25 protein-coding genes, 1 pseudogene and 1 riboswitch are annotated in these 21,376 nt (G+C 59.2%); of the genes and pseudogenes, 14 read left to right on the forward strand and 12 right to left on the reverse strand.

Annotation, left to right across the window (positions count from 1 at the left end; all coding sequences use genetic code 11):
• Positions 1-25 precede the first annotated feature (25 nt).
• A riboswitch (yybP-ykoY riboswitch) is annotated at positions 26-150 on the forward strand.
• An 88-nt stretch (positions 151-238) separates the two neighbouring features.
• Positions 239-823: a TMEM165/GDT1 family protein gene (locus ACA071_RS26275; protein WP_497641768.1), complete on the forward strand. Its 585-nt coding sequence runs from the start codon at positions 239-241 to the stop codon at positions 821-823.
• A gap of 146 nt (positions 824-969) precedes the next feature.
• Positions 970-1,479 carry a hypothetical protein gene (locus tag ACA071_RS26280; RefSeq protein WP_497641769.1) on the forward strand — a complete coding sequence of 170 codons (510 nt, stop codon included), beginning with the start codon at positions 970-972 and terminating at the stop codon, positions 1,477-1,479.
• A gap of 41 nt (positions 1,480-1,520) precedes the next feature.
• On the opposite strand, the gene ACA071_RS26285 is transcribed toward ACA071_RS26280, so the two are convergent.
• Entirely contained in the window at positions 1,521-2,339 is an 819-nt protein-coding gene (locus tag ACA071_RS26285; protein WP_497641770.1) for a M48 family metallopeptidase, read from the reverse strand.
• Between the two features lie 1,355 nt (positions 2,340-3,694).
• Here ACA071_RS26285 and ACA071_RS26290 point away from each other — a divergent pair.
• Together ACA071_RS26290 and ACA071_RS26295 are read left to right on the forward strand one after the other, a co-directional pair.
• A pseudogene (locus tag ACA071_RS26290) lies at positions 3,695-3,892 on the forward strand (HAMP domain-containing protein); the annotation flags it as partial.
• A 111-nt stretch (positions 3,893-4,003) separates the two neighbouring features.
• Entirely contained in the window at positions 4,004-4,747 is a 744-nt protein-coding gene (locus ACA071_RS26295; RefSeq protein ID WP_372242364.1) for a methyl-accepting chemotaxis protein, read from the forward strand.
• 137 nt (positions 4,748-4,884) lie between these two features.
• Here ACA071_RS26295 and ACA071_RS26300 read toward each other — a convergent pair whose 3' ends face one another.
• Genes ACA071_RS26300 through ACA071_RS26310 form a run of 3 tightly spaced genes read right to left on the reverse strand, consistent with a single transcriptional unit; the run spans position 4,885 to position 5,997 of the window.
• Positions 4,885-5,508, reverse strand: a complete 624-nt coding sequence (locus ACA071_RS26300; RefSeq protein ID WP_497641771.1) for an SOS response-associated peptidase — start codon at positions 5,506-5,508, stop codon at positions 4,885-4,887.
• A 35-nt stretch (positions 5,509-5,543) separates the two neighbouring features.
• Positions 5,544-5,804, reverse strand: coding sequence for a putative signal transducing protein (locus tag ACA071_RS26305; protein WP_497641772.1), 261 nt, complete (start codon positions 5,802-5,804; stop codon positions 5,544-5,546).
• 10 nt (positions 5,805-5,814) lie between these two features.
• Positions 5,815-5,997, reverse strand: coding sequence for a CPXCG motif-containing cysteine-rich protein (locus ACA071_RS26310; RefSeq protein WP_497641773.1), 183 nt, complete (start codon positions 5,995-5,997; stop codon positions 5,815-5,817).
• Positions 5,998-6,139: 142 nt separating this feature from the next.
• On the opposite strand from ACA071_RS26310, the gene ACA071_RS26315 reads away from it, so the two are divergent.
• A complete protein-coding gene (locus ACA071_RS26315; protein WP_497641774.1) occupies positions 6,140-7,303 on the forward strand; it encodes a 1-acyl-sn-glycerol-3-phosphate acyltransferase in 1,164 nt (387 codons plus the stop codon).
• Between the two features lie 104 nt (positions 7,304-7,407).
• On the opposite strand, the gene ACA071_RS26320 is transcribed toward ACA071_RS26315, so the two are convergent.
• Complete coding sequence (locus tag ACA071_RS26320; RefSeq protein WP_497641775.1) at positions 7,408-7,692, reverse strand: hypothetical protein; 285 nt, start codon at positions 7,690-7,692, stop codon at positions 7,408-7,410.
• 174 nt (positions 7,693-7,866) lie between these two features.
• On the opposite strand from ACA071_RS26320, the gene ACA071_RS26325 reads away from it, so the two are divergent.
• Positions 7,867-8,073: a hypothetical protein gene (locus tag ACA071_RS26325; RefSeq protein WP_010458215.1), complete on the forward strand. Its 207-nt coding sequence runs from the start codon at positions 7,867-7,869 to the stop codon at positions 8,071-8,073.
• A gap of 185 nt (positions 8,074-8,258) precedes the next feature.
• Here the strand turns inward: ACA071_RS26325 and ACA071_RS26330 are convergent, their stop codons facing one another.
• Complete coding sequence (locus ACA071_RS26330) at positions 8,259-8,843, reverse strand: YajG family lipoprotein (RefSeq protein ID WP_123410123.1); 585 nt, start codon at positions 8,841-8,843, stop codon at positions 8,259-8,261.
• A gap of 204 nt (positions 8,844-9,047) precedes the next feature.
• On the opposite strand from ACA071_RS26330, the gene ACA071_RS26335 reads away from it, so the two are divergent.
• Entirely contained in the window at positions 9,048-9,281 is a 234-nt protein-coding gene (locus ACA071_RS26335; RefSeq protein WP_054045638.1) for a hypothetical protein, read from the forward strand.
• Between the two features lie 737 nt (positions 9,282-10,018).
• On the forward strand, positions 10,019-11,527 hold the full coding sequence (gene mqo / locus ACA071_RS26340; protein ID WP_497641776.1) for a malate dehydrogenase (quinone): 1,509 nt from the start codon (positions 10,019-10,021) through the stop codon (positions 11,525-11,527).
• A 135-nt stretch (positions 11,528-11,662) separates the two neighbouring features.
• Here mqo and ACA071_RS26345 read toward each other — a convergent pair whose 3' ends face one another.
• The 4 genes from ACA071_RS26345 to ACA071_RS26360 form a co-directional block, all read right to left on the reverse strand.
• Positions 11,663-11,950 carry a PA4642 family protein gene (locus ACA071_RS26345; protein ID WP_429512428.1) on the reverse strand — a complete coding sequence of 96 codons (288 nt, stop codon included), beginning with the start codon at positions 11,948-11,950 and terminating at the stop codon, positions 11,663-11,665.
• 63 nt (positions 11,951-12,013) lie between these two features.
• Positions 12,014-12,499, reverse strand: a complete 486-nt coding sequence (locus tag ACA071_RS26350; protein WP_497641777.1) for a hypothetical protein — start codon at positions 12,497-12,499, stop codon at positions 12,014-12,016.
• A gap of 175 nt (positions 12,500-12,674) precedes the next feature.
• Positions 12,675-13,148 (reverse strand): WbuC family cupin fold metalloprotein, encoded by a 474-nt coding sequence (locus tag ACA071_RS26355; protein WP_497641778.1) that lies wholly within the window; start codon positions 13,146-13,148, stop codon positions 12,675-12,677.
• A gap of 3 nt (positions 13,149-13,151) precedes the next feature.
• On the reverse strand, positions 13,152-13,709 hold the full coding sequence (locus ACA071_RS26360; protein WP_133840271.1) for a hypoxanthine-guanine phosphoribosyltransferase: 558 nt from the start codon (positions 13,707-13,709) through the stop codon (positions 13,152-13,154).
• 164 nt (positions 13,710-13,873) lie between these two features.
• Between ACA071_RS26360 and upp the strand changes: the two genes are divergently transcribed.
• On the forward strand, positions 13,874-14,512 hold the full coding sequence (upp, locus tag ACA071_RS26365) for a uracil phosphoribosyltransferase (protein ID WP_201193530.1): 639 nt from the start codon (positions 13,874-13,876) through the stop codon (positions 14,510-14,512).
• A gap of 2 nt (positions 14,513-14,514) precedes the next feature.
• Entirely contained in the window at positions 14,515-15,789 is a 1,275-nt protein-coding gene (locus ACA071_RS26370; protein ID WP_121757255.1) for a uracil-xanthine permease family protein, read from the forward strand.
• 117 nt (positions 15,790-15,906) lie between these two features.
• Here ACA071_RS26370 and hemH read toward each other — a convergent pair whose 3' ends face one another.
• Positions 15,907-16,932 carry a ferrochelatase gene (hemH, locus tag ACA071_RS26375; RefSeq protein WP_497641779.1) on the reverse strand — a complete coding sequence of 342 codons (1,026 nt, stop codon included), beginning with the start codon at positions 16,930-16,932 and terminating at the stop codon, positions 15,907-15,909.
• 13 nt (positions 16,933-16,945) lie between these two features.
• Positions 16,946-17,848, reverse strand: coding sequence for a TIGR01777 family oxidoreductase (locus tag ACA071_RS26380; RefSeq protein ID WP_497641780.1), 903 nt, complete (start codon positions 17,846-17,848; stop codon positions 16,946-16,948).
• Between the two features lie 196 nt (positions 17,849-18,044).
• On the opposite strand from ACA071_RS26380, the gene ACA071_RS26385 reads away from it, so the two are divergent.
• From ACA071_RS26385 to ACA071_RS26400, 4 genes are all read left to right on the forward strand, one after another.
• Positions 18,045-19,031, forward strand: coding sequence for an NAD(P)/FAD-dependent oxidoreductase (locus ACA071_RS26385; protein WP_497641781.1), 987 nt, complete (start codon positions 18,045-18,047; stop codon positions 19,029-19,031).
• Positions 19,028-19,243: a TIGR02450 family Trp-rich protein gene (locus ACA071_RS26390; RefSeq protein WP_497641782.1), complete on the forward strand. Its 216-nt coding sequence runs from the start codon at positions 19,028-19,030 to the stop codon at positions 19,241-19,243. The genes ACA071_RS26385 and ACA071_RS26390 overlap by 4 nt, the downstream gene beginning before the upstream one ends.
• Positions 19,244-19,460: 217 nt before the next feature.
• Positions 19,461-20,420 carry a YbgA family protein gene (locus ACA071_RS26395; RefSeq protein ID WP_497641783.1) on the forward strand — a complete coding sequence of 320 codons (960 nt, stop codon included), beginning with the start codon at positions 19,461-19,463 and terminating at the stop codon, positions 20,418-20,420.
• Positions 20,421-21,362, forward strand: a complete 942-nt coding sequence (locus tag ACA071_RS26400) for a MerR family transcriptional regulator (RefSeq protein ID WP_497641784.1) — start codon at positions 20,421-20,423, stop codon at positions 21,360-21,362.
• Positions 21,363-21,376 lie beyond the last annotated feature (14 nt).

The following is a 21,376-nucleotide window of genomic DNA, read 5'->3' on the forward strand; positions in this document are numbered from 1 at the left end:
CCAATCGGATTTGCCTAGGCAGAATCCGCTCCGTCCTAGGGGAGTAGTCTCCCACGAGCGCCATGCTCGTCCGGCATACGTCAACATACTTGGTCAACAGACCATGGCGTATGCGACCCAAGCGTCCGCACAGACGGATCGCCAGGGTTTGACAAGACCTATGACACGAACACCTTACCCGGGGCGGGAAGGCTGTACGTGTCATAGCCGTGTCGACCCGCCCCTTAGGAAAACCCTGATGCTGGATTCTCTTCTCGTTCCCACCGCAATCGTTGCCTTGGCCGAAATCGGCGACAAGACGCAACTGCTCGCGCTCATTCTTGCGGCTCGCTTTCGCAAACCCTGGCCGATCATCGCCGGCATCGTCGCCGCGACCCTGGCCAACCACGCGGCGGCCGGTGCGGTAGGTGCCTGGTTCGGCAGTTTCTTCTCGAATGCGACGTTGCACTGGATCCTCGCCGCGAGCTTCACCGCGACGGCGTTGTGGACCCTGGTGCCAGACAAAATGGACGACGACGAAGCCAGCACCGCCCGCAAGTTCGGGCCGTTCCTGACCACGCTGATTGCGTTCTTCCTCGCCGAGATGGGCGACAAGACCCAGGTCGCCACCGTCATGCTCGCGGCGCAATACCCGGACCTGTGGCTGGTGATCATCGGCACCACCGCCGGGATGTTGATTGCCAACGTGCCCGTGGTATTGGCGGGTAACTTTGCGGCGGACAAACTGCCGTTGACCTTGATTCGTCGACTGGCGGCGTTGGCGTTCCTGGTGCTGGCGATTGTTGCGGTGTACAAGGCGATGCAGAGTAGCGGGTGGGTTTGATCTGGCCCACCTCACAACGATCGGGTAGAGACTAGCTATCAATAACCAACCGCCAATAGCTGTCAAAGTTGACAGCTATTGGCAACTACCCGACACGCCTATATTCGTGGCTTCTGATCTCGCTGCCGACCACAAGGATCGTCACCATGAAGACCCACAGCCCCACCGCTGAAACCGGAACTACTGACATTCCACCCGTACCGTTTAGCCACGACTGTGGCTTTACGGCAACGGTGGATACTATTGACACGAAACGAGTGCATGTTCGTTTAACCGGCCGCACTGAAAAAAGTCTGGACGACCTGGAGTCACTGAGAGGAGAGGCCCAGCTTCATGCCGGAAACGTTGAGGGCCGTTACATTACGTATGCCGACCAATACGAAAGTGATTCACAGAACAGTTACTACTGGACGTTTCCTGCCGTGGGCGAGGAATCACACTTTACCGTTTCGGATGGTGCAGGGAATCCCTTCAGGATTAACTTCGTCAAGCAATCAGGTGCACGGTATTACGAGATCGAGTGTGAGTTCTTTTTCATATTTGGCGAACAATATGATTACAACCCGCGCGCCAATAACATCTTTATTGAGTATCTGATGAAGGACTCGGATGGAATATATAGAGATACATTTGCCACGCCAGAAACAGACAATTGAACATCAAGGCGCTCCTGCAAAACAGGAGCGCCTTTTTCAACTCAAGACTTCGAGGCTTTCTCATAAAGCGGCATGACTTTCGGAATCGCTGCCTGCAACGAAGCAATACGACTGGCCGACGCCGGGTGAGTGCTCATGAACTCCGGCGGCGAACCTTCCGAAGCCTTGCTCATCTTGTTCCACAAGGTGATCGCTGCATTCGGGTTATAGCCGGCGCGGGCCGCCAGTTCCAGGCCGATCAGGTCGGCCTCGTTTTCGTTGGAACGGCTGTTAGGCAGCGTCATGCCGTAGTTGGCCACGGTGTCGGCCAGGGCCAGGCTGTCCTGGCCCAGACCGAACAAGGCACCAGCGCCCTGCTTGGCCATCTCGATGCCGTAGGCCTTGGACATCGCTTCACGACCATGCTCGCGCAGGGCGTGGGCGATTTCATGTCCCATGACTGCGGCGATTTCATCGTCGGTGAGTTTCAGGCTGTCGATCAGCCCTGTATAGAAAATGATCTTGCCGCCAGGACCGCAGTTGGCGTTGAGCTCATCGCTCTTGATCAGATTGACTTCCCACTTCCACTGGGCCGAATCCGGACGGAAGTTCGGTGCCTGGGCAATCAGTCGGTCGGCGATCGCCTGGATGCGCTTGGCATCGGTACTGGTTTTGTCCAGCACCCCTTTGTTCGTCGCCTCGCCTACTGTCTTCTGATAGGACTGGGCATACATCTGGTCGACTTCCTGGCTCGACAGCATGCTGAACATGTACTGCTTGCGCTCAACCCCTACGGCTCCGCCGCTGGTGGTGTTGACCGACTGACAACCGGCGAGCAACAGACCCGCGCTCAATGCACTTGCAACCAATGTCTTGTTCATCAATAAAGCTCCCTGAAAACATGCCGCGTATCCTAGGCGGTGAATTGTATCGGCGCCAGATACAACAGACGTGTAGCACGCACTTTTCAGACAGAATCGACTGCGCAACAGAAAAAAATTCACAAAACCCCGCAGGCCACGCCCTCCCCACGCTTCAGTTGCGACCTTCAGCGCTCCAAAACAGTCATTTCGCCATTACCCGCTCATGGTCCCCGAGGCCCCTGCCGATACAGCAGCGCAGACGTCCTCTTGCGTGCGGAGCACCCATGAAATTCAAGTCGATCCAGTTTTCCGTAGCCGCCCTTGCCGGCGCCATCGTCCTCAGTGTCGTGGCGGCCCTGGTGCTGTATGCACTGTTTTCCGGCGCCCGGACGCAAGACATGGTTCAGGAACGGACCCAGGCGCAGTTCGAGCAAGTCATCGAGCAGCGCCTGACGTCCCTGGCACAAACCCAGGTCAGCCAGATACAGCGCGAACTCGAAGCGCCGCTGCTGATTGCCGGGGGCCTGGTGCGGGTCAACGAACTGATCGGCACCCCGGGCGCTGATGGCCAGCCGCAACTGAACCTCAGCCGTGAGCAGTTGATCAGCCTGATCAAGGAAAACGTCACCAAGAACCCGAAAATCCTCGGCACCTACATCGGCTGGGAAAAAAACGCCCTGGACCATAATGATGCGGCTTACCTCGACACCAAAGTGGTCGGCATCGACGCCGCCAACGGGCGTTTCCTGCCGTGGTGGTTCCGCAACGAGGACGGCAGCCTGGGCCTGGACAAACTGGTGGACGTCGACGACCAGAAAACCCTGTCCACCGGCGTGCGCGCCAGCGAGTACTACCTGTGCTCGAAAGAAACCAGGAAATCCTGCGTGATCGATCCGGCGCCCTACAAGGTCGGCGACAAAATCGTCATGCTCGCCTCCTTTATTGAACCGATCATGCTCAACGGCACCTTTCAGGGCATAGTCGGCGCCGACCTGTCGGTGAACTTCATCCAGGAAATGCTCCTGGGCGCCAACCAGAAACTGTACAGCGGCTCGGGCGTGATGGCGCTGATCGGCGGCAACGGCCGGATCGTCGCCTACACCAAGGACCCGAGCAAATTCGGCGAGAAGGTCAGCGACATCCTCGACAGCCAGCAGATTGCCAACATGGCCAATCTCAAGCGTGGCGAAGTGACCTACACCGTCGATAAAGCCAATGGCCGCATCGAGTTGTACCTGCCGTTCGGCATCGGTCAGACCGACGCCCGCTGGACACTGATGCTGCAATTGCCGCTGAACGCGGTGATGGCCGACCTGCAAAAACTCCAGGGTGATCTGGATAAGCAACGCAAATCCGACACCTTCGGCATGGCCATGGTCGGCTTGCTGATCGCTGGTATCGGCTTGCTGGTGATCTGGCTGGTTGGCCACGGCATCGCCCGTCCGCTCAAGCAAATGGTGGCCATGCTCGACGACATCGCTCAGGGCGAAGGCGATCTCACGCGACGCCTGAGCAGCGACCGCGCCGACGAACTCGGCTCGATCGCCAAAGGCTTCAACACCTTCCTGGCCAAGTTGCAGGCGATGATCACCCAAGTGGTGACGTCGGTGCAGAGCGTCAGTGATTCATCGGAACACACCGCCGACATCGCGATCCGCACCAACATCGGCGTGCACAAACAAATGGCCGAGATTGATCAAGTGGCCACGGCGGTGCATGAAATGACTGCCACCGCCCAGGACGTGGCGCGCAACGCGACCTCGGCGGCGCAAGCTGCCAGCCATGCGGACAAGGCTGCGGCCCAAGGCATGCAAATCGTGCGCGATACTTCGAATTCGATTGGCGTGCTGGCGGTGGAAATCGGCAAAGCGGTGGCCGTGGTGCAAACCCTGGCCAAGGACAGCGAGAACATCAACGCGATCCTCACCGCCATTCGCGGGATCGCCGAGCAAACTAACTTGCTGGCGTTGAACGCCGCGATCGAAGCGGCGCGCGCCGGTGAACAGGGCCGTGGTTTTGCGGTGGTGGCCGATGAGGTGCGCAACCTGGCGCAAAAGACCCAGAAGGCCACCGAAGAAATCCAGACCATGATCCAGCAGTTGCAACAAGGCACCCGCGATGTGGTGCGGGTCATGGAAGACAGCCAGAACCGTACCGACGAAAGTGTGCAGCATGCGGCGAAGGCAGCCGAGGCGCTGGAGACCATTACTCAGGCGGTGTCGGTGATCAATGACATGAACACCCAGATTGCCAGCGCTGCCGAGGAACAGAGTGCGGTGGCGGATGACATCAACCGTAACGTGATCAACATCGGGCAAGTGGCCAATGAAGTGGCTGGCGGGGCGGATGAGTCGAGTGCGGCCAGCGCGGACCTGACCAAGTTGGCGGAACAGCAGCGGCGGTTGATCAATCAGTTCAAGGTTTGAGGTTCAATGATCGTTCCCACGCTCTGCGTGGGAATGCAGCCATGGACGCTCCGCGTCCACTGTGACGCAGAGCGTCACGGGATTCATTCCCACGCAGAGCGTGGGAACGATCATTACGCTCTGCGTGGGAACGATCATCATCCAGGGGTCAAACACTCCGGCCCATTGAGCTTCGGATCATTCACCAGATTCGCCAGCACCCGCTCGCGCAACGCCGCGGGTTCACTGGCCAGCAACCCCTGCAGCACATGCAACGGCGTTTGCGGATCAAGCCACGCCGCCTGCCCCGCCTCATCGAGAATCAACGGCCGACGCTGACTCGCCGCCGGCTGGGTAATCACTGCCGTGCTCAACCACACCTGCTCCTGCACAGGATACGCTTCCCAGATCGCCGCGAAAAACAGCGCCGAGCCCTCCCCCGGCGTCAGCCAATACGGGCGCTTGCGCGTGGTGCCGCGCCATTCGTAGAAGCCATTGGCCGGCAACAGGCAACGGCGCTCGCGCAAGGCCTGGCGAAACATCGGCTGTTCGGCCACGGTTTCGGCCCGGGCATGGGCCGGGGTGCGGGACAAGTCGGTCAGCCACGGCGGCGTCAGGCCCCAGCGGGCACGGGCCAACTCACGCTGGCCGTCCGTGCCGGCACGCAGCATCAACACCGAATCGTTGGGGGAAATATTCCACTGGGCCCGCTGGTCGGCGGGGAAGCCAGGCAGGGCCGCGAAGGCGGGGTTCCAGCGAAACAGGGCATAACGTCCACACATGGGGCAACACGACTCTTGATAAAACGACCGTCAGCCTAACAGACCAGCGTGCCGGGAAAACTTTCCGGTTCATCACCGGGCACCGGCAGCGCGGCATTGTAGGCGGTGATCAGTTCCCGGGCGTACTCGGCCTGATCGTTATCCACTGACAAACCCAGCAAACCGTAGATCGGCAATTCGCCTGTGCCGCCGAGCAAATCCCGCCCCACCAGATGCGCTTCGATGCCCTCGCTGGCCAGCATGCCTTGCAGCAACTCGCCTTCCATCAGGTTTTCCGGTTCGTAGATTCGCTGCATCGGGCGCCCCTCAATCGTTTTCGCTAAAAACTTCGAGATGCCATTCCTCTCCGTCAACCTGCAACACAAACGTTATGGGTCGACAACACACCTGACAGTCCTCGATGTAGGTCTGATCACCACCCGACAGGTCCACGGAAGTCTCAACCTCCTCACCACAATACGGACATTCATACAGTGCGGCTTCCAGCATCGCGGTCTCCCAGGTGACTTGTGCGTATAATCGCCGGTCTATTTGCAGGGCTATTTTTGTCTGGCTACCTTTTCAGACCGTGCCCCGCTGGTTTTCGATCAAAACCTTTACTTACCCTAGCCGTTTCTAACAAGAGAGCATGATGGGCGAATTCGATGCCATCCGACCTTACGACGACAGCGAAGTCCCAGCGGTGCTGGCGCGGCTGCTCGGCGACAAGGCGCTTCTAGATATCCTCATCCACTTCCGCTTCCCGCGTTATGCCGGTGCCTTTGGCTGGATGCTCAAACCTCTTATAGCTCATCGGCTGCGCCGTGAGTTCGCCGGCGTCAACTCGGTGGCCACTTTGCAAGACAAGGTCGAGGTTTACGTCGACCACACCATCGAGCGCGCCACCGACGGTGTCACTTACACCGGCGTCGAGCAATTCAAGTCCGGCAGTGCCTACCTGTTCATCGCCAACCACCGCGACATCGTGATGGACCCGGCCTTCGTCAACTATGCCGTGTACCACGCCGGCCTGCCGACCCCGCGTATCGCCATCGGCGACAACCTGCTGCAAAAGCCGTTTGTCAGCGATCTGATGCGTCTGAACAAGAGCTTCATCGTGCACCGTTCGATCACCGGTCGCCGCGAGAAGATGGCTGCTTACCAATTGCTGTCGGCTTACATCAACCACTCGATCCGCAACGACTGCGCCTCGATCTGGATCGCCCAGGCCGAAGGTCGGGCCAAGGATGGCGACGACCGTACTGAGTCGGCGATCCTCAAGATGTTCCACATGAGCCGCAAGGACGAGCCGTTCGGCGAAGTTATCCAGTCGCTGAACGTCACCCCGGTGTCGATCAGCTACGAATACGACCCGTGCGACCAGGCCAAGGCCCGCGAGCTGTTCATCCGCGCCACCACTGGCAGCTACAGCAAAGTGCCGGGCGAGGACGATGTGAGCATCGCCAAGGGCATCACCGGCTACAAGGGCCGGGTCCACGTGAACTTCGCCTCGCCGATCACCGCACTGTTCGATGACACCAAGCAATTGGCAATCGAAATGGACAAGCAGATCCTCGGCGGTTACCGGTTGTTCCCGGTGCACTATCTGGCTTACGCGCAGTGGAAGGATGCTGATCCGCAGTTGCAGGTGCCGAAAGCCGCCGAGGTGTTTGCGGCGGATGAACTGGCCAAGGCTCAGGAAGAATGGCAGCGTCGGCTGGAGGCTTGCCCTGAGGAACATCGGCCGTTCATGGTGTTGCAATATGCGACGCCGGTGCGCAATCAGTACCGTGTGAAGGCCGGGTTGCCGCTTTAAGCGGCAAGAAGATCAAAAGATCGCAGCCTTCCGCAGCTCCTACTGGGTGAACACAAATCCCATGTGGAGCTGCCGAAGGCTGCGATTTTTTGCTTTTTAGCGATTCAAAACCGTGTACTGATCCACGAAACGATCAGCGCTACACCCAGGCACGCAAAACCGAATCGATAGAAAAACCGGTTCATGCGCTGGGTGGCGCCATCGAGCATCAACATCGCGTCATCGACACGACGGCTCTGGGTATGCGCTTCAAGCACGGCCAGCGCACGCTGTTCGCGGCGACGGGTGGCATGCAGCAGCCAGCAGCCCGGGAAGGCAATCAGCAAGGCCAGCAGGTTGATCAACTTGGCGGGATGGTTGGTAAACAACGAAATCAAATGCAACGACATCACGGACCTCGGGCAAAACTAACGTGGCAGGCGCCGGACCGACGACCGCGGCGCGGATTCTACCGAAAGCTTGCAACAAATAACGAACCATTGGGCCGATTACTGTCTTGTGTCATGGCGTCGTCATCTGAATGCGCCAGTCTGTCGCCCCTCGAAACCGACACAGAGCACAGCATGCTGCACGCCGAAAACCAGGACCGCCTCTACCTCATCGCCCAAAGCGACGAACAGCAGAATCTCGTTGGCAGCCTCGCCTTCAACGTCCAGGACCGCCACTGGTTGGTGTATTGCGCCCTCGGCGGGCATCAACACGCGGACCTGCCAGAGACGGATTTGCTCACAGGCGTGAGCGTGTTGGATTTCTACTCGCAAGCCGCCTGACCCCGCCCCCGCAGGAGCAAAGCTTGCTCGCGATGGCGGTGCCTCAGTCAGTCAGTCAGCATCAATGTTGAATGTTGAGCCGCTATCGCGAGCACGCTTCGCTCCTACAGGTGATAGGTAATCGGCGGGCATGAAAAAGCCCGGGGCCATCACTGGCACCGGGCTTTTTTGCAACTCGCGAAAGCTTATTCGCCGAGAATCTGACCCACTGTCGGGTCCTTGAACAACCGCGTCAGTGCATCGCTCAACACATCGCTGACCAGCTTGGTGTTGGTTTCCTGATTCGGCGCCATACCAAAACGCTGATCCAGGGAGGCACCGTAACGACCGCTGTAACGGCGGTTGGCATTCTGCACATCGGAGCGGAAGGTCGCGCCGATGGTCGCTTCCGTCACGTACATGCCTTCTTTAGGCGACTGGTACTTCAGCTCAGCCAGGGTCACGGTCAACTGCGGCGCATTCATGCCGTTGGACACCGGGGTAAAACCGAGCAAACGCACGGCCGCCTCGGCCTGGGCCTGCAACTTCGGCAGGATCTGCGCGCCCTGCACGGTGATCGCGCTGGTCTCAGGGTACAGACCACCACGGGTCCCCAGGGTTGGCGACGGACGACCGTCCACCACCCGCACCACAACCTGCTGGCCATGGCCAACCGGCGCCAGTTGAGTGGTCAGCTTTGGCTCCGGGTTCAGTTGTTGCGGGCTGTGGGCGCAGCCAACCAGGGTCAAACTGGTCACAGTGATCAAACCGAACAACAGGCGTTGCAACATGCTCTTCTCTCCAGAATCAGGCACAAACAGGCCGGCAGTATAGCGGTGGGCCACTGCGGTGAACTAGGGGACTTCAACGATTACTGAAATCTCTGACAAACCCTTCGGAAACCGGTTCCTGTCACACATCTGTCATCGCCCATACACTTTCACGTCACGGCCTGATGGCAACCTTCACAGCAGTCACCCACAAGGTACTTCGCCATGCGTTATCTGATCTCGTTGTTCGCGCCCCGCCCGCTGCACCGCAGTTTTGCCCTGCTTGATCGCAACGGCCATTGCCAGGCCTTCAAGCAATGCAGCCTGCAGCCCATGGGCGATGGCTGGGTCGAAATCGAAGAAATCCGCCTCAACTGGTTGCACCATCCCCTGCCCCCGAGCGCCCGCGTCAGGCAGCATCAGCCTCGCTCACGAGTGCAGGCGCTGTTGTCCATCTGACCAGACGCCTAATAAAAGTCATTAAACACGACCATTTCCCTGCGTTTCTTAGATACAATCTCCCCCCGATTATAAGGACGTCTCCTGATCGGGCCTCGCAGCACCGTCAATGCCCCGGTATTGGCACCCCGCACCGCCCACAGAGAGCCGCCCACACAGATCGAGTGAAGCTGGCGCGCTTGCTGTTCCTTGAGCAAAACCCCCACTTTTCGCGAATCTGCAGAGCTGTCATTACGCTCGGTTACTGAGCTGTTTGCCCGTTTTGCCTGTCATGTATCCCATGGCGGCAATCCATCCGGGCACGGTGCCAGGCTGGGACAGCCCTTTTTTGAGGTTCACGTCTTCAAAAGAGCGTGAAAAAAACGGGTTTTCACAACTTCACAAGAGTGTGGCGAGCAAATGAATAGTTTTGCGTCTGAACATGCACCATTAGCGTCTGAAACAGCCCAACGACACAGGACCGGGTACGCCTCAAATACCGGAGCCTGAAGCCTGTCCGCTACGGATTTGGTTGCACAAACGGATGTCTCGACCATAAGTCGAATTGCCAGTCGTGTGCTGAAATGAGTTCATATCACTCATAGGCCCGGCCGGTAGCGTCCGTCGAAGTTGCGAAAAATTGCGAAGATTCGGACATGGCGACACTGCCATGGGTACTTGGGGCATCACTGACACGCCCCTGAACACCTGGCAGCCATGCCGACAATTTGGTGCTGCAGATTTTGGAGACGCGTTAAATGGCGCATAACGAAGCAGTCGACGTAGTACTCGTAGGGGCCGGCATCATGAGTGCCACCCTCGCTGTACTGCTCAAAGAGCTCGACCCCGCGATCAAGCTGGAAGTCGTCGAGCTGATGGATTCGGGTGCCGCGGAGAGTTCCAACCCGTGGAACAACGCCGGTACCGGTCACGCCGGGCTGTGTGAGCTCAACTACACGCCGCAGGCCGCCGACGGCACCGTCGACATCAAGAAAGCCGTGCACATCAACACCCAGTTCGAGGTGTCGAAGCAGTTCTGGTCGTATCTGACCAAAAAAGGCACGTTCGGCTCGTGCAAATCCTTCATCAGCCCGGTGCCGCACCTGAGCTTCGTGCAAGGCGATAGCGGCGTGTCGTTCCTCAAGTCACGCTTCAACGTGTTGAGCAAGCACCACGCCTTCTCCGACATGGAATACACCGAAGACAAGGCCAAGATGGCCGAGTGGATGCCGCTGATGATGCCGGGCCGCTCGCCCGACGAAGTCCTCGCTGCCACTCGCGTGATGAACGGCACCGACGTCAATTTCGGCGCCCTGACCAATCAACTGCTCAAGCACCTGACCAGCGCACCCGATGCCCAGGTCAAGTACTGCAAGCGCGTCACTGGCCTGAAACGTAACGGCAGCGGCTGGACCGTCAGCATCAAGGACGTCAACAGCGGCAACACCCGTGAAGTCGACGCCAAGTTCGTCTTCCTCGGCGCTGGCGGCGCGGCATTGCCGCTGTTGCAGGCCTCGGGCATCGAAGAAAGCAAAGGCTTCGGCGGCTTCCCGATCAGTGGCCAATGGCTGCGTTGCGACAACCCGGAAGTGGTCAAGCATCACCAGGCCAAGGTCTACAGCCAGGCTGCCGTGGGTTCGCCACCGATGTCGGTGCCGCACCTGGACACCCGCGTCGTCGATGGCAACAAGTCGCTGCTGTTCGGGCCATACGCCGGTTTCACCACCAAGTTCCTCAAACACGGTTCCTTCATGGACCTGCCGCTGTCGGTTCGCGCCGGCAACATCGGCCCAATGCTGGCCGTGGCGAAAAACAACATGGACCTGACCAAGTACCTGGTCAGCGAAGTGATGCAGTCGATGGAACAGCGCCTGGAATCCCTGCGTCGCTTCTACCCGGAAGCGAAAGCCGAAGACTGGCGCCTGGAAGTGGCCGGCCAACGGGTTCAGATCATTAAGAAAGACCCGAAAAAGGGCGGCGTTCTGCAGTTCGGCACCGAATTGGTCGCGGCCAAGGACGGTTCGCTTGCTGCCCTGCTTGGCGCTTCGCCAGGTGCTTCGGTGACGGTTTCGATCATGCTGGAACTGATCGAGAAGTGCTTCCCGAACAAAGCATCCAGTGAGTGGGCTGCCAAACTGGCGGAAATCTTCCCGGCTAGGGAAAAGGTCCTGGAAACCGACGCGGCGCTGTATCGCAAGATCAACGCGCACAACAACGTCGCACTGGAACTGGTTGAAGCCAGTAACGAGACCGAAAGCTACGCTTGATTCGGTCCCATAAAAAACGCCCCGTTCTCATTGAGAGCGGGGCGTTTTTTTATGCCTTTGAAAGATCGCAGCCTCGTTTCACTCTGTAGGAGCTGTCGAGCGCAGCGAGGCTGCGATCTTTTGATCTTAAGATCTTTAACCGCGAGCCTTGGCGATCAGCTCGATGTACTCGGCCGCATTACGCTGATCCTTGATCACCGCAACGAAATCATTGCCGTGCTCATCCTTGCCGTCCAGGTCAAACCCGGCCGCGACGAAAAACGTCAGGAAGCGCTCGAAATCATCGATGCGCAGGCCGCGATAGGCCTTGATCAGTTTGTGCAGCGACGGTGAAGTGGCGTCGACCGGTTCAAAATCGAGGAACAGTTTGATTTGCTCATCGCCGATCTCGTCACCAATCACTTGCTTCTTATCTTTACGCATTGCCGACTCCAGCTCGCAGACATTTCACGGGGCGGGCAGTTTACCCCTCGATTGACGCCGGGCTCAACGCGCACGAACGCTGCCGGTATGCAGATCGGCCCAGACATGACCGTTGGCATAGCTGAGGAACTGGCAATACACCGTGTCGTTGCGCAGCAAATCGATCACCACCCGATATTGAGACACCGGGTAATAGAGCGTCAGGGTTTTACTCTTTTCGTCGTAGATCGGTTTTTTCAGGCTTTTGCTTTCGCCATCGAAGTTCACCAGCACCTGATTGATGGTCGCGCCCTTGTTCAAGGATTTGCCCTTGAGGCGGATCAGCAGCGGTGACGTCACCGGGATCGGTTGTTGAGTGGATTGGCGCTGGCTCCCCACCACCACCGAATAGTCGGTGACCTGCAACAGCTGCTGTTGCTCCGGCTCGGCATCACGCAGGGTCAGGTCGTCCGGCGGCAGGAACTGCGCGTGCATCGGCGCCGGCGCGGCGGCCAGGGGCAGGCTGAGGGTCAGCAACAGGGCGGCGCAGCTGCGGATCAAAAGGCTCATGACAGGCTCCGGAGGGCGGGGCGGGGCCGGGCACTGTAGCAGCTGCCGAAGGCTGCGTCCGGCTGCGAAGCAGCCGAGGGATCAGGCACCGCGGTTGTCAGTTAAAACCGTCGATTCAGGATTTACGACGGCTTCGCCGCCGAACGCAGCCTCCGGCAGCTGCTACAGGTACGTGTCAATCAAACTGCGCGTGCATCCAGGCCTGATACTCGGCCACACCCGCCTCGCCTTCACGCGGCGCCCAGTGAGCCAGCTCACCTTCTCCAACCGGGCGATAAGGACCGGCCTTGCACTCGAACATCAGGCTGTCGGCTTCCAGCACCACCAGGCCATGATAGATGCCCACCGGCAGGTCCACGCCCAGGCAATCGCCGCCGGCCTGCAGGACACGCTTGTCAGTGACCTGACCCGCGTCGTCGAAGATCAGCACACCGAGACGGCCGCGCAGCACCAGCAAGGTTTCCGCCTTGTCGGCGCTCAGGTGCCGGTGAGGCGGGATATACGTGCTCGGCTGCAACCCCACCGCCATCCGGTGGCAGGGCTCTTCCATCTGGTGGAAGTTGTGATGCTGCCGGCCACGCGGATTGGCCGCCGCTTTCTCGGCCAATTGCGTAAACAGCGTTTGATCGAAAAAGCCCGGCGTGGTCATCGATTACATCCCTTTAACAGCAAAAATCCCGTTGGCATTACGCCAGTAGCCTTTGTAGTCCATGCCGTAACCGAAGATGTAGCGATCAATGCACGGCAGGCCGACGAAATCGGCTTTCAGGTCCGGGCGAGCCTTGCGGTCGTGGTCCTTGTCGATCAGTACGGCGGTGTGCACGGCGCGGGCGCCAGCATGTTTGCAGTAGTCGATGATCGCGCCCAGGGTGTGACCTTCATCGAGGATGTCGTCGATGATCAGCACGTCACGGTCGAGGAACGAGACTTCCGGCTTGGCTTTCCAGAACAGGTCGCCGCCGCTGGTTTCGTTGCGATAACGGGTGGCGTGCAGGTAGGACGCTTCTAGCGGGAAGTGCAGATGGGTGAGCAGCTTGCCGGCAAAAATCAGCCCGCCGTTCATCACACAGAACACCACTGGGTTAGTGTCAGCCAGCTGTTCGTTGATGTGTGCACCGACACGGGCGATGGCCGCCTCGACTTCAGCTTCGGTGTACAGGCAGTCAGCCTCTCGCATGATTTGACGGATATGCTCGAGATCAGCAGGCATGGCGCTCTCCAGGAGGGACGGATTCGGGAAAAGCGGGCAAAGGTACGCATCCAGCACGGCCGAATCAAGCGTTTGTGGACTAACGTACTGTATGTCTATAGGACAACACCCTCGGATAGATTAATCTAGGCCGGTTTTTTTGCCCGCCGCCGGAGCCTTTCCCCATGCCCATCCAAGAGATCCGCCATCCGCTGATCCGTCATAAACTTGGCCTTATGCGCCGCGCAGACATTAGCACGAAGAATTTCCGTGAGCTCGCTCAGGAAGTCGGTGCCCTGCTGACCTATGAAGCCACCAAAGACCTGCCGCTGGAAACCTACGATATTGAAGGTTGGTGCGGCACCGTGTCGGTGGAGAAAATCGCCGGCAAGAAGATTACCGTGGTGCCGATCCTGCGCGCCGGTATCGGCATGCTCGAAGGCGTGCTGAGCCTGATCCCGGGTGCCAAAGTCAGCGCCGTGGGCGTGGCCCGCAACGAACAGACCCTGCAGGCCCACACCTACCTGGAAAAACTGGTTCCGGAAATCAACGAACGCCTGGCAATGATCATCGACCCGATGCTTGCCACCGGCAGCTCCATGGTCGCGACCATCGACCTGCTGAAAAAGGCTGGATGCCGGGATATCCGCGCCATGGTGCTGGTAGCCGCCCCTGAAGGCATCGCCGCCGTAGGAAAAGCTCACCCGGACGTGATGATCTACACCGCCTCCATTGACGAAAAACTCAACGAACACGGTTACATCATTCCGGGCCTGGGCGATGCCGGTGACAAGATCTTCGGCACCAAGCAGAAGGACGCTTGAGCATGCAGGAGGAGTTCAACGATCCGCTCTGGCGCACAGTGCTGTCGGGTGCACAGATGCTGTTCGTGGCGTTCGGCGCCCTGGTGTTGATGCCGCTGATTACTGGCCTCGATCCGAACGTGGCGCTGTTCACCGCAGGTCTGGGGACGATTCTGTTTCAGATCGTCACCGGGCGTCAGGTGCCGGTGTTCCTGGCCTCGAGCTTTGCCTTCATCACCCCGATCATCCTCGCCAAGGGCCAGTTCGGCCTCGCGGCGACCATGGGCGGCGTAATGGCGGCGGGTTTCGTCTACACCTTCCTCGGCCTGGCCGTGAAGATCAAAGGCACCGGGTTCATTGACCGTTTGCTGCCACCGGTGGTGATTGGTCCGGTGATCATCTCCATCGGCCTGGCCATGGCGCCGATTGCCGCCAACATGGCGATGGGCAAGGCTGGCGACGGCTCCGAGTTGATTCATTACCAGACCGCCATGCTGATCTCGATGCCCGCGCTGCTGACCACGCTGATCGTCGCAGTATTCGGTAAAGGTATCTTCCGCCTGGTGCCGATCATCTCCGGCGTGCTGGTGGGTTTTGCGATGGCGTTCTATTTCGGTGTCGTTGATACCGCGAAGATTGCCGCTGCTCCCTGGTTTGCAATTCCGCACTTCACGGCGCCGGAATTCAACTGGCAGGCAATTCTGTTCATTGTTCCAGTGGCGCTGGCCCCGGCCATCGAGCATATCGGCGGCGTGATTGCGGTCGGTAGCGTGACCGGCCGCGATTACCTGAAGAAACCCGGCCTGCACCGCACCTTGCTCGGCGATGGCATTGCCACCACCGCCGCCGGTTTGTTCGGCGGCCCGCCTAATACCACCTACGCCGAAGTGACGGGCGCGGTGATGCTGACCAAGAACTACAACCCGAAAATCATGACCTGGGCGGCGATCTTCGCCATCAGCCTGGCGTTCGTCGGCAAATTCGGTGCGCTGCTGCAAAGCATCCCGGTGCCGGTGATGGGCGGGATTCTGTGTCTGTTGTTCGGCTCGATTGCGGCAGTGGGCATGAACACGCTGATTCGCCACAAGATCGACTTGGGCGAGGCGCGCAATCTGGTGATTGTCTCGGTAACCCTGGTGTTCGGGATTGGCGGTGTGCTGGTCGGCACCGGTACTGGCCCGGACGACTTCGGCCTCAAAGGCATCGCGCTGTGTGCGGTGGTGGCGATTGCGCTGAACCTGTTGCTGCCGGGCAATGACAGCTGGAAGCACAAGAAGGCGGATGAGCCATTGTTGTAAGCAGGCTGAATGATCGTTCCCACGCTCCGCGTGGGAATGCCTCAAGGGACGCTCCGCGTTCCAATGGGACGCAGAGCGTCCCGGGCTGCATTCCCACGGGTCGCGTGGGAACGATCATTACAACGCCAACGGCGCTCGCTCACACAACGCATTCAACGCCTTCGCCCACTGCGGGTCATCGTTAAGGCACGGCACCAGCACCAACTCCTCCCCTCCCGCTTCGCGGAACTGCTCCAACCCACGATCCCCGATCTCTTCCAGTGTCTCGATGCAATCGGCGACGAACGCCGGGCACATCACCAGAATCTTCTTCGCCCCGCTTTTGCCCAACTCATCGAGGCGTGCTTCGGTGTAGGGTTCGATCCACTTCGCTCGCCCCAGACGCGACTGAAACGACACCGACCACTTGCCATCCGGCAAGCCCATGCGCTTGGCGAACTCAGAGGCTGTGCGCAGGCATTGGGCGCGGTAGCACGTCGCCAAAACTGCCGGTGAAGCATTCTTGCAGCAATCCTCGTTTTTGAAGCAATGCTGACCGGTGGGATCGAGCTTGGTCAGGTGCCGTTCCGGCAAACCATGGAAACTCAACAGCAGGTGATCGTAACCCTGCTCCAGATAAGGTCTGGCACTGGCCACCAACGCATCGAGGTATTCCGGCTGATCGTAGAACGGCTGCAGAATCGAGAGCTGCACGTCGAGTTTCTTCTCGCGCACCACCCGTTTGGCTTCCTCGATCACCGTGGTCACCGTGCTATCGGCAAACTGTGGATAAAGTGGCGCGAGGGTAATGCGCTTGTGGCCCTGGGCGGTCAGTTGCAGCAGTTTCGCTTCAATCGACGGCTCGCCGTAACGCATCGCCAGCTCGACGGGACCGTGGGTCCACCGGGTGGTCATGGCCTGTTGCAGACGTTTGCTGAGCACCACCAGTGGCGAGCCCTCCTCCCACCAGATCGAGGCGTAGGCGTGGGCCGACTGCTCCGGACGCTTGAACAGGATCAGCGATACCAGCAAGCGTCGCACCGGCCACGGCAGGTCGATCACATACGGGTCCATCAGAAATTGATTGAGGTAGCTGCGCACATCCGCCACCGAGGTGGAGGCAGGTGAGCCCAGGTTGACCAGAAGCAACGCGTGATCGGTCATGCAACGTCCTATTTCAGAGGCGGCTGGACAGATCGTCCAGGGCCGCGCGTAAATCAGTGAACTGGAATGTGAAACCCGCTTCCAGCAAGCGCGCCGGCACAGCCTTCTGGCCGCCCAGCAACAGCAATGACATTTCGCCCAGCCCCACTTTCAACGCCAGCGCCGGCATGGGCATGAACGCCGGGCGGTGCAACACGCTGCCCAGCGTCTTGGCAAATTCGCGATTGCGCACCGGTTTGGGCGCGCAGGCATTATATGGACCGCTGGCGTCATTGCGATGCAGAAGAAAATCAATCAGGGCGATTTGATCCTTGATATGAACCCACGGCATCCACTGCCGACCATTACCGATCGGCCCGCCCAGCCCCAGTTTGAACGGCAGCAACAGCCGCGACAAAAAGCCGCCCTCGGCGGACACCACCAACCCGGTGCGCACCAGAATCACCCGAATGCCCAAGGCCTCGGCGCGCTGGGCGGTTTCCTCCCAGGCGATGCACAACTGGCTGGCGAAATCATCGATCACCGGCGGCGAATCCTCGGTCAACTCGCGCTCGCCCCCATCGCCATACCAGCCCACCGCCGAACCCGAAATCAGCACCTCGGGTTTCTGCTCGCGGGTTTCGAGCCAGGCCAGCAGAGATTCAGTCAGGGAGATGCGACTGCTCCACAGCAGCGCCTTGCGCCGGGTCGTCCACCAATGATCGCCAATCGGTGCGCCCGCCAGATTGATAATGGCATCGAGCGGTTCCTCGCCGAGGTCTTCGAGACGGGCAATCCCTCGCACCTGAGCACCACAGATTTTGCCGACTTTTGCAGGCGTGCGACTCCAGACCGTCAGCTGATGCCCTTGGCTCAACCAGTGATGGCAGAGCTGACGTCCTATCAAACCAGTACCGCCGGTCAGCAATATGTGCATGACTTCTTCCTCGCGTGGCGTTTTACCTTGATCACTAGTCTATTTTTATAAGCAGGGATCTTTGGTATCGGGCAGGGTCTGTGTTTAACAATAGGCCAAGCTGTCAGAACGAGAACGCTAAAAGTTATACCAAAAAACAATATTGTACAGGTTTAAACCACGGCGTAGTCTGTACAGAAAGGTAAACGAGGCCCCTATGACTGTACCTATCGCAATCATCGGCACCGGCATCGCCGGGCTCTCAGCCGCCCAGGCCCTAACGGAGGCCGGGCATGTCGTTCAACTTTTCGATAAAAGCCGTGGCAGCGGCGGACGCATGTCGAGCAAGCGCAGTGACGCTGGTGCCCTGGACATGGGTGCGCAGTATTTCACGGCCCGTGACCGGCGCTTCGTCACCGAAGTGCAGCGCTGGCAAGCCAATGGCTGGGTCGCCGAATGGACGCCGCAGCTCTATACGTTCCAGGGCGGCCAGCTCAATCTTTCGCCGGATGAGCAAACACGCTGGGTCGGCACCCCCCGCATGAGCGCCATCACCCGCGCGCTGCTCGGCGACCTGGAAGTGCATTTCGCCTGCCGGATCACCGAGGTCTATCGCGGTGAAGAGCATTGGCATTTGCAAGATGCCGAAGGCTTCACCCATGGTCCGTTCAGTCATGTGGTGATTGCCACGCCGGCGCCTCAGGCCACCGCGTTGCTGGCCTCGGCACCGAAGCTCGCGGGGGCCGCCGCCGGGGTCAAAATGGACCCGACCTGGGCCATCGCCCTCGCCTTCGACAAACCGTTGGATACACCCATGGAAGGCTGTTTCGTGCAAGACAGCCCGCTCGACTGGCTGGCCCGCAACCGCAGCAAGCCCGGGCGCGACAACACCCTCGACACCTGGGTCCTGCACGCCACCAGCAACTGGAGCCGACAACACATCGACCTGCCCAAAGAGGCCGTGATCGAGCAACTGCATGGTGCTTTCGCCGAACTGCTGCACAGCGCAATGCCCGCGCCGACCTTCAGCCTCGCCCACCGCTGGCTTTATGCACGCCCAGCAGCCAGCCATGAATGGGGGGTGTTGGCCGATGCCGACCTGGGCCTGTACGTGTGTGGCGACTGGTGCCTGTCCGGTCGCGTCGAAGGGGCCTGGCTCAGCGGCCAGGAAGCCGCCCGCCGCTTGCACGCGCACCTGCAGTGAACCGTATCAATCCCGCTAAATTGCTGCTGTCGAAATGGACAGCAGCCCAGCCGAAAAACCGCGAAAAACATTTTCTGGTGACGGAACTGTTCCGAGATGAGGACGGCACGGTGCTGGAAGTTGAATTGCAGGCGGTGTTGACTCAGCGCAGTGAGCGATTGGATTGGCGAACCCTGAAAGATAGCGACACCTGGGTGTTGGGCTGGAACTGATCGTTCCCACGCTCTGCGTGGGAATGCAGCCCGTGACGCTGCGCGTCACTGGACGCGAAGCGTCCCTAGAGTCATTCCCACGCGGAGCGGGGGGAACGATCTATCCCTCGCAAAAAAACCTATACAAATAATTTGACTTGTACAGCCTCGAATCTATGATGAAGATTATGTTGTACAGAGCCAACTCTCTGTACAGGTTTAGATTCGAGGTGCTTCGATGTCCATCGCCCCCGCCAAACCGAAAATCGCGATCAGTGCCTGCCTGATGGGTGCCGAGGTGCGCTTCAATGGCGGGCACAAGGAATCGCGGCTGTGCAGTCACATCCTCACTGACTATTTCGATTTCGTACCGGTCTGCCCGGAAGTTGCGATCGGCCTTGGTATTCCTCGCGAACCGATCCGCCTGGTGGGCGATCCCGACCGCCCCGAAGCCGTCGGCACGGTGAACCACGAGATCAACGTCACCCAAGCGCTCTCCGAGTACGGCCAGAAAATGGCCGCCGAACTGGGCGACATCTGCGGCTACATCTTCATGCAGAAATCGCCTTCGTGCGGGTTGTTGCGAGTCAAGGTCTATCACGCCAACGGCGTCCCGGTGGACGGCGGTGGTCGCGGCATCTACGCCCAGGCTTTCTGCGAACAACACCCAGACTTGCCGGTGGAAGAAGACGGCCGTCTGAACGACCCGGTGCTGCGGGAAAATTTCCTCACGCGAGTATTCGCCTACAGCGCCTGGCAGCAATTGCTGCAGGAAGGCCTGACCCGACGCGGCCTGATCGACTTTCACTCGCGCTACAAATACCTGCTGATGGCCCACAACCCGGTGCAGTACAAAACCCTCGGCAACCTGCTGGGCAACATGGGCCAGACCGATCCGAAAGCGCTCGGTCCGCGTTATTTCAGCGAGCTGATGGAGGCGCTGAAAAAATGCGCCACCCGCCGCACCCACACCAACGTCCTGCAACACATCAGTGGTTATCTCAAACAGGCCATCAGCGCTGAAGACAAACAGGAAATGCAACACGTCATCGGCCAATACCTCCACGGCATTGTGCCGTTGGTGGTGCCACTGACGCTGCTCAAGCATTACTTCCGCCAACACCCGGATCCGTACATCGCGCAACAGGTTTACCTGCAACCGCACCCGGAAAACCTCAGCCTGCGAAATGCGATCTAAATGAAAAGCCCACTCGACAGCAGCGCCAGCGAAGACCTCGGCGCCGACTTCAAGAAAGCCCTGGACGAAGGCTGGCTGCCGATTCGTGAAGTCGCGCGCCAGACCGGGGTCAACGCCATCACCCTGCGGGCCTGGGAACGGCGCTACGGCCTGATCGTGCCGCAACGCACACCCAAGGGTCATCGGTTGTTCTCAGCCGAACACGTACAACGAATCCTGACAATTCTCACCTGGCTCAATCGCGGCGTGGCCGTCAGCCAGGTCAAGCAACTGCTCGATACCCCACAAGCCTTCACCGATTCAGTCGAAAACGATTGGCAACGGCTGCGCCATGCCCTGCTGCAAGCGATCACGCAACTGGCCGAGCGCACCCTCGATGACACCATTAATCAGGCCATGGCGCTGTACCCGCCACGGACCTTGTGCAAACAACTGCTGATGCCGCTATTGACCGAGCTGGAACAACGCTGGCAAGGCCAGTTCGGCGCACACATGGAGCGCGTGTTCTTTTATTCCTGGTTACGCAGCAAATTCGGCGCGCGCATCTACCATAACAATCGTCAATTGCGCACTGCACCGCTGCTGTTGATCAATCATTCGGATTTACCTTTGGAACCCCACCTGTGGCTCACCGCATGGCTGGTCAGCAGCGCCGATTGCCCGGTGGAAGTCTTCGATTGGCCATTGCCGATCGGTGAGCTCGCACTGGCGGTCGAACATCTGCAGGCCCGTGGCGTACTGCTGTATTCCAGCAAAGCCATGAATCTTGCGCAGTTGCCGAAACTTTTGAATGGCGTCAGTTGCCCAAAAATGATTGTCGGACCAACGGTGTGCATCCACCACGCCGAGTTACCCGTAAAAACTACTGAAATTGCTGATTTGTTCCTGGCCGAAGATCCCTTGTCGGCCCATCAGGACCTGGTTCAGCGTGGGTTAATTTAATGTTGAATGCGGAC

The sequence above is a fragment of the Pseudomonas sp. LBUM1646 genome (assembly GCF_059716165.1).

What these genes read in the sequence shown, in the direction of transcription:
- ACA071_RS26275 (WP_497641768.1), top strand. Translation starts at nt 239, where the DNA reads ATGCTGGATTCTCTTCTCGTTCCCACCGCAATCGTTGCCTTGGCCGAA.
- ACA071_RS26280 (WP_497641769.1), top strand. Translation starts at nt 970, where the DNA reads ATGAAGACCCACAGCCCCACCGCTGAAACCGGAACTACTGACATTCCA.
- ACA071_RS26285 (WP_497641770.1), bottom strand. Translation starts at nt 2,339, where the DNA reads ATGAACAAGACATTGGTTGCAAGTGCATTGAGCGCGGGTCTGTTGCTC.
- ACA071_RS26295 (WP_372242364.1), top strand. Translation starts at nt 4,004, where the DNA reads ATGGCCGAGATTGATCAAGTGGCCACGGCGGTGCATGAAATGACTGCC.
- ACA071_RS26300 (WP_497641771.1), bottom strand. Translation starts at nt 5,508, where the DNA reads ATGTGTGGACGTTATGCCCTGTTTCGCTGGAACCCCGCCTTCGCGGCC.
- ACA071_RS26305 (WP_497641772.1), bottom strand. Translation starts at nt 5,804, where the DNA reads ATGCAGCGAATCTACGAACCGGAAAACCTGATGGAAGGCGAGTTGCTG.
- ACA071_RS26310 (WP_497641773.1), bottom strand. Translation starts at nt 5,997, where the DNA reads ATGCTGGAAGCCGCACTGTATGAATGTCCGTATTGTGGTGAGGAGGTT.
- ACA071_RS26315 (WP_497641774.1), top strand. Translation starts at nt 6,140, where the DNA reads ATGGGCGAATTCGATGCCATCCGACCTTACGACGACAGCGAAGTCCCA.
- ACA071_RS26320 (WP_497641775.1), bottom strand. Translation starts at nt 7,692, where the DNA reads ATGTCGTTGCATTTGATTTCGTTGTTTACCAACCATCCCGCCAAGTTG.
- ACA071_RS26325 (WP_010458215.1), top strand. Translation starts at nt 7,867, where the DNA reads ATGCTGCACGCCGAAAACCAGGACCGCCTCTACCTCATCGCCCAAAGC.
- ACA071_RS26330 (WP_123410123.1), bottom strand. Translation starts at nt 8,843, where the DNA reads ATGTTGCAACGCCTGTTGTTCGGTTTGATCACTGTGACCAGTTTGACC.
- ACA071_RS26335 (WP_054045638.1), top strand. Translation starts at nt 9,048, where the DNA reads ATGCGTTATCTGATCTCGTTGTTCGCGCCCCGCCCGCTGCACCGCAGT.
- mqo (WP_497641776.1), top strand. Translation starts at nt 10,019, where the DNA reads ATGGCGCATAACGAAGCAGTCGACGTAGTACTCGTAGGGGCCGGCATC.
- ACA071_RS26345 (WP_429512428.1), bottom strand. Translation starts at nt 11,950, where the DNA reads ATGCGTAAAGATAAGAAGCAAGTGATTGGTGACGAGATCGGCGATGAG.
- ACA071_RS26350 (WP_497641777.1), bottom strand. Translation starts at nt 12,499, where the DNA reads ATGAGCCTTTTGATCCGCAGCTGCGCCGCCCTGTTGCTGACCCTCAGC.
- ACA071_RS26355 (WP_497641778.1), bottom strand. Translation starts at nt 13,148, where the DNA reads ATGACCACGCCGGGCTTTTTCGATCAAACGCTGTTTACGCAATTGGCC.
- ACA071_RS26360 (WP_133840271.1), bottom strand. Translation starts at nt 13,709, where the DNA reads ATGCCTGCTGATCTCGAGCATATCCGTCAAATCATGCGAGAGGCTGAC.
- upp (WP_201193530.1), top strand. Translation starts at nt 13,874, where the DNA reads ATGCCCATCCAAGAGATCCGCCATCCGCTGATCCGTCATAAACTTGGC.
- ACA071_RS26370 (WP_121757255.1), top strand. Translation starts at nt 14,515, where the DNA reads ATGCAGGAGGAGTTCAACGATCCGCTCTGGCGCACAGTGCTGTCGGGT.
- hemH (WP_497641779.1), bottom strand. Translation starts at nt 16,932, where the DNA reads ATGACCGATCACGCGTTGCTTCTGGTCAACCTGGGCTCACCTGCCTCC.
- ACA071_RS26380 (WP_497641780.1), bottom strand. Translation starts at nt 17,848, where the DNA reads ATGCACATATTGCTGACCGGCGGTACTGGTTTGATAGGACGTCAGCTC.
- ACA071_RS26385 (WP_497641781.1), top strand. Translation starts at nt 18,045, where the DNA reads ATGACTGTACCTATCGCAATCATCGGCACCGGCATCGCCGGGCTCTCA.
- ACA071_RS26395 (WP_497641783.1), top strand. Translation starts at nt 19,461, where the DNA reads ATGTCCATCGCCCCCGCCAAACCGAAAATCGCGATCAGTGCCTGCCTG.
- ACA071_RS26400 (WP_497641784.1), top strand. Translation starts at nt 20,421, where the DNA reads ATGAAAAGCCCACTCGACAGCAGCGCCAGCGAAGACCTCGGCGCCGAC.